The sequence below is a fragment of the Pseudomonas sp. P1.31 genome (genome assembly GCF_001269815.1).
Classification (GTDB): domain Bacteria; phylum Pseudomonadota; class Gammaproteobacteria; order Pseudomonadales; family Pseudomonadaceae; genus Aquipseudomonas; species Aquipseudomonas rustica.
The window spans coordinates 86,593-102,469 of sequence record NZ_LHVN01000023.1 but is presented as its reverse complement, the minus strand read 5'-3'; the positions used below and the strand labels follow the sequence as shown (position 1 = coordinate 102,469).

The 15,877-nt window shown below is 60.3% G+C and carries 15 protein-coding genes; 6 read left to right on the top strand and 9 right to left on the bottom strand.

Going from position 1 to position 15,877, the window contains the following annotated elements; genetic code table 11:
• Positions 1-48: 48 nt before the first annotated feature.
• Positions 49-3,069 carry an FAD-binding and (Fe-S)-binding domain-containing protein gene (locus AD669_RS15445; RefSeq protein WP_053121270.1) on the top strand — a complete coding sequence of 1,007 codons (3,021 nt, stop codon included), beginning with the start codon at positions 49-51 and terminating at the stop codon, positions 3,067-3,069.
• On the opposite strand, the gene AD669_RS15440 is transcribed toward AD669_RS15445, so the two are convergent.
• The 3 genes from AD669_RS15440 to AD669_RS15430 all read right to left on the bottom strand — a co-directional run bounded on the left by AD669_RS15440 (position 3,002) and on the right by AD669_RS15430 (position 5,843).
• Positions 3,002-3,691, bottom strand: a complete 690-nt coding sequence (locus AD669_RS15440) for a paraquat-inducible protein A (RefSeq protein WP_053121268.1) — start codon at positions 3,689-3,691, stop codon at positions 3,002-3,004. The genes AD669_RS15445 and AD669_RS15440 overlap by 68 nt on opposite strands.
• Complete coding sequence (locus tag AD669_RS15435) at positions 3,688-4,284, bottom strand: paraquat-inducible protein A (protein ID WP_053121267.1); 597 nt, start codon at positions 4,282-4,284, stop codon at positions 3,688-3,690. Before AD669_RS15435 ends, AD669_RS15440 begins: the two co-directional genes overlap by 4 nt.
• A 167-nt stretch (positions 4,285-4,451) precedes the next feature.
• Entirely contained in the window at positions 4,452-5,843 is a 1,392-nt protein-coding gene (locus AD669_RS15430; RefSeq protein ID WP_053121265.1) for an aldehyde dehydrogenase family protein, read from the bottom strand.
• 103 nt (positions 5,844-5,946) lie between these two features.
• Here AD669_RS15430 and AD669_RS15425 point away from each other — a divergent pair, with 103 nt between their 5' ends.
• From AD669_RS15425 to AD669_RS15410, 4 genes are all read left to right on the top strand, one after another.
• Complete coding sequence (locus AD669_RS15425; protein ID WP_008086098.1) at positions 5,947-6,825, top strand: LysR family transcriptional regulator; 879 nt, start codon at positions 5,947-5,949, stop codon at positions 6,823-6,825.
• 82 nt (positions 6,826-6,907) lie between these two features.
• Positions 6,908-7,570: a M24 family metallopeptidase gene (locus AD669_RS15420; RefSeq protein WP_008086100.1), complete on the top strand. Its 663-nt coding sequence runs from the start codon at positions 6,908-6,910 to the stop codon at positions 7,568-7,570.
• 9 nt (positions 7,571-7,579) lie between these two features.
• Positions 7,580-7,924, top strand: coding sequence for a gamma-glutamylcyclotransferase family protein (locus AD669_RS15415; protein WP_053121263.1), 345 nt, complete (start codon positions 7,580-7,582; stop codon positions 7,922-7,924).
• 96 nt (positions 7,925-8,020) lie between these two features.
• Positions 8,021-8,449 carry a molybdopterin-binding protein gene (locus AD669_RS15410; RefSeq protein ID WP_053121261.1) on the top strand — a complete coding sequence of 143 codons (429 nt, stop codon included), beginning with the start codon at positions 8,021-8,023 and terminating at the stop codon, positions 8,447-8,449.
• Between the two features lie 54 nt (positions 8,450-8,503).
• Here AD669_RS15410 and AD669_RS15405 read toward each other — a convergent pair whose 3' ends face one another.
• Positions 8,504-9,127, bottom strand: coding sequence for a glutathione S-transferase family protein (locus AD669_RS15405; protein WP_053121259.1), 624 nt, complete (start codon positions 9,125-9,127; stop codon positions 8,504-8,506).
• Between the two features lie 98 nt (positions 9,128-9,225).
• Complete coding sequence (locus AD669_RS15400) at positions 9,226-10,641, bottom strand: cytosine permease (protein WP_053121257.1); 1,416 nt, start codon at positions 10,639-10,641, stop codon at positions 9,226-9,228.
• Between the two features lie 384 nt (positions 10,642-11,025).
• Between AD669_RS15400 and AD669_RS15395 the strand changes: the two genes are divergently transcribed.
• Positions 11,026-11,937 carry a LysR family transcriptional regulator gene (locus AD669_RS15395; RefSeq protein ID WP_053121255.1) on the top strand — a complete coding sequence of 304 codons (912 nt, stop codon included), beginning with the start codon at positions 11,026-11,028 and terminating at the stop codon, positions 11,935-11,937.
• Between the two features lie 18 nt (positions 11,938-11,955).
• Here AD669_RS15395 and argE read toward each other — a convergent pair whose 3' ends face one another.
• The 4 genes from argE to AD669_RS15375 all read right to left on the bottom strand — a co-directional run bounded on the left by argE (position 11,956) and on the right by AD669_RS15375 (position 15,699).
• On the bottom strand, positions 11,956-13,104 hold the full coding sequence (gene argE, locus AD669_RS15390) for an acetylornithine deacetylase (protein ID WP_053121253.1): 1,149 nt from the start codon (positions 13,102-13,104) through the stop codon (positions 11,956-11,958).
• Positions 13,101-13,778, bottom strand: coding sequence for a DUF1028 domain-containing protein (locus tag AD669_RS15385; RefSeq protein WP_053121251.1), 678 nt, complete (start codon positions 13,776-13,778; stop codon positions 13,101-13,103). The genes argE and AD669_RS15385 overlap by 4 nt, the downstream gene beginning before the upstream one ends.
• A 126-nt stretch (positions 13,779-13,904) precedes the next feature.
• The gene (locus tag AD669_RS15380) at positions 13,905-14,321 is read right to left on the bottom strand and encodes a RidA family protein (protein ID WP_053121249.1); all 417 of its coding nucleotides are present in this window, start codon (positions 14,319-14,321) and stop codon (positions 13,905-13,907) included.
• A gap of 58 nt (positions 14,322-14,379) precedes the next feature.
• Positions 14,380-15,699, bottom strand: a complete 1,320-nt coding sequence (locus AD669_RS15375; protein WP_053121247.1) for an NAD(P)/FAD-dependent oxidoreductase — start codon at positions 15,697-15,699, stop codon at positions 14,380-14,382.
• Between the last annotated feature and the right edge of the window lie 178 nt (positions 15,700-15,877).

Here is a 15,877-nt window from a genome sequence, read left to right as displayed (position 1 = left end):
CAACTGTTCACCGCCACACGGCCCGATTTGACCGAGATAACCTGACCGATGATTGCCCAGCTGTCCCCCGCCAAAGCCCTCGCAACTGATTACCAACAGTTCCTCAAAGCCCTGAAGGCCAGCGGCTTTCGTGGGGAAATCAGCGCCGATTACGCCAGTCGCGTGGTGTTGGCGACCGATAACTCGATCTATCAGCGTCTGCCGCAAGCGGCGGTATTTCCGATGGATGCCGAGGATGTGGCACGAGTCGCACGACTGATTGCCGAACCAGCGTTTCAGCAAGTGGTGATCACCCCGCGTGGCGGCGGCACCGGCACCAACGGCCAATCGCTGACCGATGGCATCGTCGTCGACCTGTCGCGGCACATGAACCGCATTCTTGAAATCAACGTTGAGCAGCGCTGGGTGCGCGTGCAGGCCGGCGTGGTCAAGGATCAGCTCAACGCCGCGCTGAAATCCGCCGGGTTGTTTTTCGCCCCGGAATTGTCGACCTCCAACCGCGCCACCGTCGGCGGCATGATCAACACCGACGCCAGCGGCCAGGGCAGTTGCACCTACGGCAAGACCCGCGATCATGTGCTCGAACTCGACATGATCCTGCGTGGCGGCGAACGCTTGCACGGCCAGCCGCTGGAAGAAAGCGAGCTTGCAGCGCTGTGTGCCCGCGAGGATCGCGTCGGTGAAGTCTATCGCTGTGCGCGGCAGATCATTGATGAGCAGGGCGATCTGATCCGGGAACGCTTTCCCGATCTCAATCGCTGCCTGACCGGTTACGACCTCGCGCATCTGCGTGAGGCGGACAACCGTTTCAACCTCAACAGCGTGCTCTGCGGCGCGGAAGGCTCGCTGGGTTTTGTCGTTGAGGCGCGGCTCAATGTGCTGCCGATTCCCAAGCACACGATGCTGGTCAACATCCGCTACGCCGGGTTCATGGACGCGCTGCGCGATGCCCGTGCACTGATGGCGCTCAAGCCGTTGTCGATCGAAACGGTCGACTCGAAAGTTCTGCTGCTGGCGATGCAGGACATCGTCTGGCACGGCGTCGCTGAATACTTTCCTGAAAGTGCTGAGCGGCCGACGCTGGGGATCAACCTCGTCGAGTTTTGCGGCGACGATCCCGAAGACCTGCAGCAGCGGGTTGAAAGCTTTATCGAACACTTGACCAGCGACCAGACCGTCGAGCGCTTGGGTCACACCTTGGCGGTCGGTCAGGCCGCGGTGAACAAGGTTTACGGCATGCGCAAACGCGCGGTCGGCCTGCTCGGCAACGTGGCCGGGGAAGCGCGGCCGCAACCGTTTGTCGAGGACACCGCTGTGCCGCCGCAACACCTGGCCGAGTACATCGCCGAGTTGCGCGACCTGCTCGACAGCCACGGTTTGCAGTACGGCATGTTCGGCCACGTCGACGCCGGCGTACTGCACGTGCGGCCAATTCTCGACATGAAGGATCCGCAGCAGGCGGCGCTGGTACGTCCGGTGTCCGATGGCGTTGCGGCGTTGACCCAGCGTTACGGCGGTCTGCTGTGGGGCGAACACGGCAAAGGTCTGCGCTCGGAATACGCCCCGGCGTTTTTCGGCGAGTTGTACCCGGCGCTGCAAGCCCTGAAAGCGGCGTTCGATCCGTTCAACCAGTTCAACCCCGGCAAGATCGCCACCCCGGCCAACAGCGGCGCGGCGTTGCTGAAAATCGACGAAGTCACCCTGCGCGGTGAATTCGATCGGCAGATCGACGAAAAGGTTTGGCAGAGCTACGGCGCGGCCATGCATTGCAACGGCAACGGCGCCTGCTACAACTTCGATCCCGATGACGCGATGTGCCCTTCGTGGAAAGCCACCCGTGAGCGTTCGCAGTCGCCCAAGGGCCGCGCTTCACTGGTGCGTGAGTGGCTGCGTTTGCAGGGCGAGGCCGGTGTCGATGTACTCTCTGACGCGATTCGCAAACCGGCATTTTTCAGCACGCTGTGGCAGCGCTGGCGCAACACCCGTGCGCAATCCGAGGATTTCTCCCACGAGGTCTACGACGCCATGGCCGGTTGTCTGGCGTGCAAATCCTGCGCGGGACAGTGCCCGGTGAAGGTCAATGTGCCGGAGTTTCGTTCGCGGTTTCTCGAGCTGTATCACAGCCGTTATCTGCGCCCGGCGCGGGATTATCTGATTGCTTCGCTGGAGTACAGCATTCCGTACATGGCGCGGATTCCGGCGCTGTACAACGGTTTGATGGGCGCCGCGTGGGTGCGCGGCTTGCTGGAGCGTGTCGGTGGCATGGTTGATGTGCCGCTGCTCAGCCGTTTTGATTTCCATGCGGCGATGCGCCGTTGGCAGGTGTTGCCAGCGACGGTGGACAACCTGTCAGCGCTGACTCAGGCACAACGTGAACGCAGTGTGGTGTTGGTGCAGGACGCCTTTACGCGCTACTTCGAGGCGCCGTTGTTGGCGGATCTGGTCGAGTTGATTTCGCGTCTCGGTTACCAGGTTTACCTCGCGCCGTTCAGTGCCAATGGCAAGCCGCTGCACGTGCAGGGTTTCTTGTCGGTGTTTAATCGCGCGGCATTGCGCAATGCCCGCCAGCTCGGTGAGTTGGCGCAAATCGGCGTGCCGCTGGTGGGACTTGATCCGGCGATGACTCTGGTCTATCGCCAGGAATACCTGAAGGTGCCGGGCATGCAGAACTGCCCGGAAGTGGCACTGATGCAGGAGTGGTTGCTCAAGGTCATGCCCGAGCAAAAGAAACGTGGCGAAGCGTTCCGCCTGCTCGCGCATTGCACCGAGAAAACCAACGCCCCGGCCGCCACCCGTCAGTGGGAGCAAGTGTTTGAGCGGGCGGGATTGCAACTGGCGACGCAGGCCACCGGCTGCTGCGGGATGTCCGGCACCTACGGTCACGAAGCGCGTAATCGCGAAACGTCGGCGGTGATCTACGAGCAATCATGGGCGCGTCAGATCGAGGCGCCGGTGGAGCAGGGCGAGGCGCTGGCCACCGGTTATTCATGCCGCAGTCAGGTCAAGCGCCAGTCGGATCGGGCACTGCGCCATCCGTTGCAGGTGTTGCTGCAGGTTCTGCGCGGCTGAGGTCTGCGTCGTCCGGGGCGTTACGCCAGATCATGCGCGGGTCGAAACTCATCGCCGCGAGCATGGTGAAGACCACGACCAAGCCGAAAAACAGAATGCCCGGTCGTGGTTCGATGTCACCGAGCGCCTGAAACTTCACCAGCGCCGCGACCAATGCCACGACCAAAACGTCGAGCATCGACCAATAGCCGATCAGCTCGACGAAACGGTACAGCTTCGAACGTTCCTTGCGCGCCCAGTCGCTGTCGCGTTGCACGGTGACAAGGAGCAAAGTCAGGGCGACGAATTTGATCCCCGGCACGGCAATACTGGCGATGAAAATGATCAGCGCGATGTCCCAGGCACCGGCCTCCCAGAACTCCAGCACGCCGCTCATGATCGTGCTGTCGGCGCCGTTGCCGAGCATGGTGGTGTTCATCACTGGCAGCAAATTGGCCGGGACATAGAACGCCAATGCGGCGAGCATGTACGCCCAGGTGCGCGCCATCGAATTGGTTTTGCGCCGATGCAATGGTGCGTCGCAACGCGGGCACTCGTGCGGCTCGTCGGTCATGTCACACGCCAGCCCGCAACTGTGGCACAGGCACAGATTGAGTTCGGTGGCGGTCGGTGGTCGCTTCATAGAATGTCCCAGAGATCGCGAATGTCGCGGCCGGCAATACGGATCATCATCAGGCTCAGCGCGGCCAGTGCGAACAGGCCGATGCCGGGCAACACGTCAAGCAATCCGGCGAGTTTGAACACCGCGACCATTGCGCCCAGCAGGCAGACTTCGAGCATGCTCCACGGGCGCAACGTTTCCAGCCAGCGCATGCAAACCTTGAAGCCCGGCGCGCGTTGCGAGCGCATCGCGTAACTGAGCACCCAGACCAGCAGCACCAGTTGAAACGCCGGGGCGATGATGATGGCAATCGCCGCGACCATCGCAATAAACGTGATGGGGCCCTGACTCAGCGCGAGCACCGAATCCCACAGCGTCGCGCTGTTTTTCAGGCCTTGCAGGCTGATGCTCATGACCGGGTAGAAATTGGCGAACAACCACAGCATTGCGGCGGTGAACGTCAGCGCCAGACGCTGCTCAACGCTCAGACCGTTAAAGCGCTGCAGCACACCGCCGCAACGTACGCAGAGGGTTTTCTGGTGTTTGGCGAGCGCGACTTTTTCATACACACAGTCGCAATGCTCGCAGATGATCAGGGTTTCGGGGTTGACCATGGACAACGCTCGACAGCAGGCCGCAGGGGCAGGAAGACTCGGGCATTATAGACGCATGTGTAGGAGCTGCCGAAGGCTGCGATCTTTTGATCTGGCTTTTTTAGAGCAAGGTCAAAAGATCGCAGCCTTCGGCAGCTCCTACAGGGGGAGGTGGCGGGGCTTGGGAATTATTTACGATCCAGCCACACGGTTTGCGCGTTGCAGAATTCGCGGACGCCGAAGTGCGACAGCTCGCGGCCGAAACCGCTTTTCTTCACGCCGCCGAAGGTCACGCGCGGGTCGCTGGCGGAATAGCCGTTGATGAACACGCCGCCGGTTTCCAGTTCGCTGGTCAGTTGCTGGGCCAGTTGCACGTTGGCGGTGTAGATCGTCGCGGTCAGGCCGAATTCGCTGTCGTTGGCCAATGCCACAGCATGCGCGCAATCCCGGGCGGTGATGATCGAGGCGACCGGGCCGAACAGTTCCTGTTTGAACGAGGTCATGCGGTCGGTGACATCAGCCAGCACGGTAGGCTCGTAGTAGTTGCCGGCACCTTCAGATTTGCCGCCGCCGAGCAGCAGCGTCGCGCCTTCTTCAAGGGTGTCGCGCACTTGCTGATCGAGCTCATCGCGCAGGTCGAAACGCGCCATCGGGCCGATGTAAGTGTCGGCAGCCAATGGATCGCCCACTTTCAGCTTGCGGGTGGCTTCGACGAATTTGCGGGTGAATTCTTCCACCACGCCTTCTTCGATGATCAGACGTTTGGCGGCGGCGCAGACCTGACCGGAGTTCTGGTAGCGGCCAATGACCGCTGCTTGCACGGCCTCGTCGATATCAGCATCGTTCAGCACGATAAACGGATCGGAACCACCCAATTCCAGCACGCACTTCTTCAGCGCAGCACCGGCCTGAGCGCCGATGGCCATGCCGGCACGCACGCTACCGGTCAGGGTCACCGCAGCAATGCGCGGGTCGGCAATGGCAGTGGAAACGCCTTCTTGAGTGACGTTGATCACTTCAAACACGCCGTCAGCGAAACCAGCACGGGTGAAGGCGTCACGCAGCAGATAAGCGCTGCCCATTACGTTCGGCGCATGCTTGAGCACATAAGTGTTGCCGGCAATCAACGCTGGTACAGCGCCGCGCAGCACTTGCCAGATCGGGAAGTTCCACGGCATCACCGCGAGAATCGGGCCGAGCGGACGGTATTCGATGCGCGCCTTGCCACCTTCAACCTGGGTCGGTTCCGCGTCGAGCATGGCCGGGCCGTTTTCGGCGTACCACTCGCAGAGCTTGGCGCATTTCTCGATTTCGCCACGGGCCTGAGCGATCGGCTTGCCCATTTCCTGAGTGATCATGGTCGCCATGGCTTCAGCGGTGTCACGCAGCGCGCCGGCGAGGGCGGTCAGCAAACGCGAGCGATCCTGCAGCGGCTTGCGCTTCCACTTGCCGAAGCCGTAAGCCGCGCGGGTCAGCGCGGCGTCGAGTGCGGCGGCGGATTCAAAGGCGTAGTGGCCGATCTGCTCGCCGGTGGCGGGGTTGATCGAGATGGCGTGGGTCTGGCTGGAAATCTGGCTCATGGTCTCGTCCTGCATGTTCGTCGGATGAGCCTAGAGTAGGGTGGTGTTTGTTTTCTGGAAACTGAATAATAAAGATCGTTTCTTTCACGATTGGAGAATGACTGTGGATCTGGTGCAGCTGGAAATCTTCAAAGCCGTTGCCGAACACGGCAGCATCAGCGCCGCCGCCGCGCAGATCCACCGCGTGCCGTCGAACCTGACCACGCGGATCAAGCAGCTTGAGCAGGATCTGGGTGTCGATCTGTTCATTCGCGAGAAAAGTCGTCTGCGCCTGTCGCCGGCCGGATGGAGTTTTCTCGAATACGCGCGGCGCATTCTCGACCTGGTGCAAGAGGCCCGCGCCACCGTGGCGGGCGAAGAACCGCAGGGCGCGTTTCCTTTGGGTTCACTGGAAAGTACAGCAGCGGTGCGCATCCCCGAACTGCTCGCGGCGTATAACCAACTTCATCCGAAAGTTGATCTGGACCTGTCCACCGGGCCCTCGGGGACGATGATCGACGGCGTGCTCTCCGGGCGTCTCGCGGCAGCATTCGTCGACGGCCCGGTGCTGCATCCGACGCTGGAAGGCGTACCGGCCTTCGAAGAAGAAATGGTCATCATCGCGCCACTCAATCACGCCCCGGTAAAGCGTGCAGCGGATGTGAATGGCGAGAATATTTACGCCTTCCGCTCCAACTGCTCCTATCGTCATCACTTTGAAAAGTGGTTCAGCACCGACGCCGCTGTGCCCGGAAAAATCTTCGAAATGGAGTCCTATCACGGCATGCTCGCCTGCGTCAGCGCCGGTGCCGGTCTGGCGCTGATGCCACGCAAGATGTTGCAGAGCATGCCTGGCAGCGCGACCGTCAGCGTCTGGCCGCTGGCAAAGGATTTTCGCTATCTGACTACGTGGCTGGTGTGGCGCCGGGGCACGGTGTCGCGCAGCTTGAGCATGTTTGTGCGGCTGCTTGAAGAACGCGGGGTGGTGCGCGCAGAAGAGTAATTGACACCTTGTGTCATGGCTGTATCTTTATCGGTGTTTCGCAATATAAAAAACTATACAGCGCGGCCATGAGGACAAGGAAATGACCACAGCATTAAGCGGTAAAGAAGCGGTCGGCGAACGTTTTGTGCTGGAAACGATGCGCCACGCCCAGCAATTGACCTGGAAAGCCGTCGACGCCATTGCCGAGGTGATCAAACCGGGCATGCTTGAATCCGAAGCGACGGCGCGAGGCAAGGAAATCCTCGCCGAATTGGGCATGGACCGGATCTGGCATCCGCTGCTGATTCGCTTCGGTGCCAACACGCTGAAGACCTTCAAACAGCGCTCCGACGGCGATCCGGTGCTCGGTGAGGACGACATTTTCTTTATCGACATGGGCGTGGTCTGGCAAGGCCACGAAGGCGATGCGGGTGCGACCTACACCACCGGTTCCGACTCGCAAATGATTGCCTGCGCGGCGGCTGCCAAGGAATTGTTCGACCGGGTCGAAGCGTTCTGGCGCAAGGGTGTTTCCGGCGTTGAGCTTTACCGCTATGCGACTGAACAGGCCGAAGCGATGGGTTGGGTACTGAACCTGAACATTAAAGGGCACCGGGTCAGCGATTTCCCGCATGCGATTCACCGTGGCGGCGATCTGGGCGATTTCGAGCAGGCGCCGAACGCCGGCGTTTGGATTCTGGAAATCCAGATCGCCCATCCGACGCGGCCGTTCGGCGCTTTTTACGAAGATTTGCTCATTTAGGAAAGCCTCATGACTACACCTAATGTTTTGCTTTTTTCCTACGGCACTTTGCAGGATCGCGCCGTGCAACTCTCCAACTTCGGCCGCGAGCTGCAAGGGCGCCCGGACAGTCTGCCGGGCTATAAGCAGGAAATGGTCGAGATCACCGATCCTGCGGTGCTCGCCACCAGCGGCAAGACCCACCATCCGATCGTGCAGGAAAGTAGCAATGCGGCCGATGAGATTGCCGGCACGGTTTTCCAGATCACCGCGCAGGAGCTGGCGGCAGCTGATGAATACGAAGTGGCGGACTACAAACGCGTCAGCGTGCTGCTAAAGTCTGGAGTCGATGCATGGGTTTACGTGCAGGCGTGACAACAGAGCGCAGCGCTGTAGTTGTTTTTATATAGCGCCAACTTCGATGATGCACGCCGTTTCCTAACTCCAAAGTCAATAAACAGGACATCCATCATGAAAGTCAGCGCACGCAACGTATTCAAGGGCAACGTCAGCAATGTTCAGGCCGGCGCCGTCAACGCCGAAGTGGTACTGACCCTGGCTGGCGGTGAGCAGTTGGTTGCCGTCGTGACCATGGAAAGCATCAAGAACCTTGGCATCGCCGTCGGCAAGGAAGCCGTTGCGCTGATCAAGGCGCCGTGGGTGATGCTGATGACTGAATCCAGCGACATTCGCCTGTCGGCGCGCAATTGCCTGGAAGGCACAGTGCTGAGCGTAACGGACGGTGCGGTCAACGCTGAAGTGGTGATCGAGCTGGCTGGCGGTTCGAAGGTCTACTCGATCGTTACCCGCGACGCCGTTGCCGAGCTGGGCCTGGCGAAAGGCGTCAGCGCTACGGCGGTGATCAAGGCTTCGCACATCATTCTGGGTGTTCCGGCCTGATAGTTTTTCAGGCAAATAAAAAACCGCTGATTCCGGGATCAGCGGTTTTTTGCGTTATGGCGTGCCGTTGCGGCCGTATAGGCGATAGCCCTCGCGTTGGTTCAGGCGTTCGTAATAGGCGCTGACGGCGGGCAAGTGCGGATGCTTGAGCGGTGTTTCGAACCAGCGGTTAACCGAGAGTCCGATCGGGATGTCCGCCAGTGAAAACTCGTTGCCGCTGACGTAAGCACCGGTAGATTCCAGCTGTCGATTCAGAATCTCCATGTTCTTCGACCATTGCTCGATCCCGACCGCCAGCGCAGTGCCGTCCTGATAATCAGGTGACTTGCGCACCAGCGACATCAGCGGATACGACCACGAGCGATTCAGTTCCGAAGCCTGCCAGTCAATCCACTGATCGACCCGCGCCCGGGCCATCGGCTCAGTCGGATAAAGCTGCGCGCCGCCGTAGCGCGAGGCCAGATAACGAATGATCGTATTCGATTCCCACAGGGTGAAATCGCCGTCCTGAATCACCGGCACCATGGCGCAGGGATTGAGCGCGAGGAACTCCGGCGTATGCGTCGTTTTGAACCCTGAACCCCAATCCTCCCGGTCGAACGGAAGCTGCAATTCGGCGCAGATCCACAGCACCTTACGTACATTGATCGATGAGGCTTTGCCAAGTATTCGCAGCATCGGATGTCCTTTCCATCAGGTCGTCGGGCGTAAAGAAGTACCACACCGATACGAAGAAGACCCGCTCATGGCGGGCCTTCTTTTTTCATCCAATCAAATTACAGACTGCTCGCCAACTTCCCGCCCATCATCCGTCGACGATAGGACGTATCCCGATTCGCCAGCCAGAAGTACAGCGGCGAGGTCACCAGCAAGCCCACCAGCCACGACAGATCCGCGCCGTTGATGTGTGCCGACACCGGGCCGACGTACAGCGGCGTGTTCATGAACGGGATCTGCACGGCGATGCCGATCGCGTAGGCCAGCAAGGCCTGCGGGTTGTAGCGGCCGTAGATGCCGCCATCGACCTGGAAGATCGACTGGATGTCGTATTTGCCTTTGTGGATCGCGTAGAAGTCGATCAGATTGATCGCCGTCCACGGCACCAGCACCACCAGCAATACCAGCACCATATCGACGAAATGGCCGATGAAGTCCTTGGAGGCGCCGACGGCGGCGAAGCAGCAGGCCAGCAACACGATGATCGAGATCACTGCGCGGCTCTTGGCGGTCGGGATCCAGCGGTAGGCGAAGGTCTGCACCAGAGTGATCAGCGACAGCACGGCGCCGTAGAGGTTGAGGGCGTTGTGGCTGATCACGCTGAGCAGGAACAGCACCAACATCAGCGGGCCGATGGAACCGGTGGCCATTTTCACGGCGTCCATGGTGTCCATGCCAACCGGTGTGGCAAGCACGGCAACGGCACCGAAAATGAACGCCAGACTCGAACCGAGCGCCGAACCCAGGTACGTCGTCCAGAACGTCGACGAGACTTTGACGTCGGCCGGCAAGTAACGCGAATAATCGGACACGTACGGTGCGAACGCGATCTGCCACAACGCCGCCAACGACACGGTGGCCAGCCATCCGGAGAGGTTGAAGCTGCCACGGGTGAGGAAGTCATCGGTCTGAATATGGGTGAAGATGTAGCCGAAACCGACGACGATGCCGATCCCCAGTACCCAGGTGCCGATGCGGTTGAGCACGTGGATAAAGCGGTAGCCGATGATGCCGATGATCCCCGATCCCACCGCGCCGATGACAATGCCGACCGGCACCGGAACGCTGTCGACCACGCCGTGCAACGACTTGCCGGCCAGGACGATGTTGGAGGCGAAGAAACCGATGTACATGACGCCGGCAATCAACACCACCAGCAGCGCACCGAGAGAGCCGAACTGCGCGCGGCTCTGGATCATCTGCGGAATGCCCATCTGCGGGCCTTGCGCCGAGTGCAACGCCATCAGCACGCCGCCGACCAGATGGCCGACGAGGATCGCGACGATGCCCCAGACCAGATTCAAGTGAAACAACTGCACGCCCAGCGCACCGGTGACGATGGGCAACGGCGCGATGTTGCCGCCGAACCAGAGCGTGAACAGATCCCTGACCTTTCCGTGGCGATCTTCGGGGGGCACGTATCCTATCGTGTGTTTTTCAATCAGCGGAGCGGAGGATGCTGCGGGGGTAGCCATGACGAACTCCAAGGCAAGGATGAGTACGTGGACGTACTTCGGCAAGCGCCGGCACGGGCGGCGCAATTCTTGTTGAAGCGATCATGGGTAAAGCGTCGGGATAGATAAATTAGTAAGTTTGTTGCTACAGACCTTAAAAAAAATATGCTCTGGGGGAGGCGGTGCTCCGGTATGTTCACCTCCAGTAGTCAGTGACCCTTTGTGATGATGGGATTTACCTGCAAGCAGAGATTTATCTGCAATGAGGTTCCTGTGGTGAGGGGATTTATCCCCGATGGGCTGTGCAGCGGCCCCTCTTTTGACTTTAAAAACAGGGGCCGCTTCGCGCCCCATCGGGGATAAATCCCCTCGCCACAGCGATCCTTTGATTTTCTGGAGATTCCCATGGCCGCCTACAACCTGCGCCAGCTCAAATACTTCGTCACCACCGCCGATTGCGGCAGCGTCGCCGAAGCCTCGCGCAAGCTCTACATCGCGCAGCCATCGGTCTCCACCGCGATCAAGCATCTGGAAGAAAGCTTCGGTGTGCAGCTGTTCATCCGCCATCACGCCCAGGGCGTCTCGCTGACGCCGAGCGGTTCGCGCTTCTATCGCAAGGCGCTGGAACTGTTGCGCGTTGCCCACGAGTTCGAACAGAACGCCTTGGCTGACAACGACGTGGTCTCCGGACAGATCGATATCGGCTGTTTCGAAACCGTCGCGCCGCTGTACCTGCCGCGCCTGATCGCCGGTTTCAAGGCGCGCTGGCCCGGCGTGGAAATCCGCATTCGCGACGGCGAACAGCAAGAGCTGGTGCAAGCCCTCACCGCTGGCAGCATCGACGTGGCGATGATGTTCGAGCACGACCTCGACAGCACCATCGAAACCACGCCGTTGATGCCGCCGCAGCAGCCTTATGCGCTGCTCCCGGCCAACCATCGCTTCGCGCAACAGGCAAAGGTTTCGCTGCATGATCTGGTGCTGGAACCGATGATCCTGCTCGACGTAGTGCCGAGCCGAACCTACTTCGTGAGCATCTTCGAAGAGCGCGGCCTGACGCCGAACATCGTCTTCAGCTCACCGTCGATCGAGATGGTGCGCGGCATGGTCGGCAATGGTTTCGGCTTTTCGATTCTGGTGACCAAACCGTTCAGCGACTACACCTACGACGGTCAGCAAGTCGTGTGTGTGCCGTTGGCGGAAACGGTGACCGGTTCGGGATTGTCGGCAGCGTGGTTGCGGCGCGTGCAACTGACCAAACCGGTGCAGTTGTTCGTCGACCATTGCCGTGAGGAATTGGCCCGACTGTACGCGTGAGTGCAGTCGAGCCGGGGTTCAATTGCGGATAAACGCCAGCACGCGCTGGAGCATGTCATCGCAGGCCTGCAACTGATCGAGGCTGACAAACTCATCCGGTTTGTGGCCCTGATCCATGCTGCCGGGGCCGCAGACTACGGTTGGAATGCCCACCGCATCAAACAAACCACCTTCAGTGCCGAATGCCACCGTGCCGAATTCCGTTGAGCCGCAGAACGCCGCAATCAATTCGGCAGCCTGGCTCTGCGCATCGGTGACCAGCCCCGGATAGGCCGACAACTCGCTGAAACGAATTTCACTTTGCGCACTGACCGCACGCATACGTGGCAGCACTTCACGCTCGGCATAGCTTTTCAGCGCCTCGGCAACCAAGGCCGGATCCTGCGAGGGCAGGGCACGGATCTCGAAATCGAAACGGCAATCGGCGGGCACGATGTTCAGCGCTTTACCACCGCTGATGACGCCGGTTTGCACGGTGCTGTAGGGCGGATCAAAACGCTTGTCGTGATGCTCCGGTGCTTTCAGTTGCTGACCGAGGCGCCCCAGTTCGCCGATCAGTTCGGCGGCGTACTCGATGGCGTTAACCCCGAGTGGCGCGTAGGCCGAATGGCACGGATGGCCGTGCACATCGCAGCGCATTGCCAGTTTGCCTTTGTGGCCGAGCACCGGTTTCAGTTCAGTCGGTTCGCCGATGATGCACAGCAGTGGTTTGACTGGGCGCTGCTGCAGAACCTTGAGCAAAGAACGCACGCCGAGGCAGCCGACTTCTTCGTCATACGACAACGCGATGTGCACCGGGATGCGCAACGACGTCTGCACCAGCGCCGGCACCAAGGCGAGCACGCAGGCGATGTAGCCCTTCATGTCCGCCGTGCCTCGGCCGAACAGCTTGCCATCGCGCTTAGTCAGTTCGAACGGCGGCATTGTCCACGGCTGGCCGTCGACCGGCACCACATCGGTGTGCCCGGACAGCACGATGCCCGGTTGATCCACCGGGCCGATCGTGGCGAACAGATTGGCTTTGCTGCGCTCTTCGTTGTAGATCAACGCGCAGGGCACATCGAAACCTTCGAGGTAATCACGAACGAATTCGATCAGTTGCAAGTTGGATTCACGGCTGGTGGTGTCGAACGCCACCAGCGCTCTGAGCAACTCGACGCTGTTCATCGATCATCACCGGCGACTCCGTAACCCGGGGCCTTAGCCGGGTCGAGGGCACGGTCGATGTAGTCCTGCAACTGTGGCTGGTAGGCGTCCCAGAGTTTTTGCAGCTGACCGATCGGGTTTTCATCGGCCCAGTCGACGCGCAGATTGACGATCGGCCAGGTCTGTTCACCAACCACTACAACCGCAGCAGAATGCACCGGGCCGGCTTCGCCACCGAGGGCTTGCGCGGCGTGCAGGGCTTTGAGCAGACGGTCGGCGAGTTGGCCTTCGCCGTCTTCGAAGGCGCTGACCATTGCTTCGATGACTGAGCGCCCGGCGAGCATGTTGCCGGCAGCGACGCATTGTTCGCCGGAGACCGCGTTGTGCACGCCGAGGGTCTGCGAACCGCTGAAGTGGGCGGTCTGCCCGAGGTGGTTGATCGCGGTGATCTGGCGGTACTGGCTGTAGCCGTTGCGCGTGAGGACTTTGTCCAGTGCTTCGTCCGGCGACAGGCCTTGCTCCATCAGCGCGAGCACTTCCGGGCCGAGCGAGGGCAGGGTGATGTTCTGGCTCGACACCGCGCCAACGCCCGGCAGCAACCATGGGCAGCGCGCGCCGACGGCGATGCTGGAGGAACTGATGGCGACACCGAACTGGCCGGTTTCGGCGCAGCGGGCTGCGATTGAAAAGGTCATGGTTTTAATCCTTTTGAGGAAATGGTTGTCCTTTAGGGCCTCTTCGCGAGCAAGCTCTGCTCCTACAAAGATTTGCTTCTGTAGGAGCAAGGCTTGCCCGCGAAGGCCATAACTCGGTGTTATGCCTTACTCAGGAATCACCGCAATCACATCAATCTCCATCAACCACTGCGGCTGCCCCAGTGCCGACACCACCAGACCGGTCGAAATCGGGAACACGCCTTTGAGCCACTTGCCCACTTCGCCATACACCGCTTCGCGATAACGCGGGTCGATCAGGTAAGTGGTGGTTTTGACAATGTGGCTCATGTCGCTGCCAGCTTCTTCCAGCAACTGCTTGACGTTGCGCATCGCTTGTTCAGCCTGCGCACGCGGGTCGCCCAGACCGACCAGATTGCCATCGAAATCAGTGCCGACCTGACCACGGACATACACCGTGTTACCGGCACGCACGGCCTGGCACAGGTCGTTGTCCAGCGACTGGTTCGGGTAGGTGTCTTTGGTGTTGAACATACGGATGCGAGTGTGGGTTGTCGTGCTCATGTGCAGCTCCAGAATCAGGGTTGCCCGGCGCAATCGGCGCCGGAGCGAAAGAGGGAAATCAGGCGTCGACGGTGTCGGCGATTTTGTTGTGCGCAGGCGCGTGCAGTTCGGCTTCACGCTGCTCGGCATCGCGGTAGTCCAGATATTTGCGCTGGGTGGCGATGTGATCGGCGACGTGCTTAGCGTCGTGCCAAACACCCCAGATGAACGACGAACCGCGACGCGACTGCCACGGCAAACCGAGGAAATACACACCCGGTTCGCTCGACACACCGCGCTGATGCACAGGCTTGCCTTTGTCATCGAACGCCGCGACTTGCAGCCAGGAATAATCCACGGCAAAACCAGTGGCCCAGATGATCGAGGTGATGCCAGCCTTGGCCAGATCCAGATCGGCCAGCGGATTTTTCACGCAGTCAGGTTCTGGATACGTTTCGCGTGCTTCCGGTTCTTCCGGCAGGTCGAGGCCGTTACGCTCGATGTAAGCGTCGGCAGCGTCCAGCAGCGCCAGATAGTTTTCGTCGCCGCGATTGAGGTTGCCGACCAGATCCTGCTTGAAGGTCACCACGCCGTTGTTGAACGACTCGGTCACCCCAACCAGGGTCATGCCGCGATGGGCCAGGCCACGGAAGTCGATGGTGCGGCCACCATGGGCACCACTGACTGCAATGGTCACGTGCTCGCGGCCAGGTTTCATCGCCGCTTGATCCCACTCGCCGAGCACGCCCAGCCACCAGCAGAAATCACGGTTGCGGTAAGCGCGAGGCGGGCGGTCGTGGGCGCCGACGGACAGGAACACCTGCCTGCCGGAACGCTGCAACTCATCAGCAATCTGTACGCCGGAAGAACCGGCACCGACCACCAGCACTGCGCCTTCCGGCAGTTGCTGCGGGTTGCGATAGTCAGCGGAGTGGATCTGCAGCAGACGTTCGTCTTGCGGGGCAATCGCCGGGATTACCGGTTTCTGAAACGGGCCGGTAGCCGCGACCACTCGGCTGGCTTCTATCACGCCTTCGGAGGTTTCGACGGTGAAACCCGGACGACCGACATTGCGCACCACGCTTTTGACTTCAACGCCGGTGCGGATCGGCGCATTGAATTTCTTCGCATAGGCTTCGAAGTAATCGGCCACGCGTTCTTTCGGGGCGAAACCGTCGGGATCGACATCATCAAATTCCAGACCCGGAAAGCGGTCGTGCCACGCCGGGCCATTGGCGACCAGCGAATCCCAACGCCCGGTGCGCCAGCGCTCGGCGATGCGGTTGCGCTCCAGCACCAGGTGCGGCACACCGAGTTTGCTCAGGTGCTCGCTCATGGCGACGCCTGCCTGGCCGGCACCCACGATCAGCGTGTCTGTTTTTATTATTTCAGTGGTCATCTCTACATCCTTCCTAGCAAGGCAGTTGGATTCGGGCGCTGTTGGCTTGTCCGTTTGGCTTGAGGTCAGACTAGGGAGAGGGGGGATATCGGTAAAATATTATTAAGCTGGGATGTGAAGATAAAATTCTGATGCAGGGGGGTGAAGGCCTTTGAATACGGGGGTTCTAGCAGTGGAC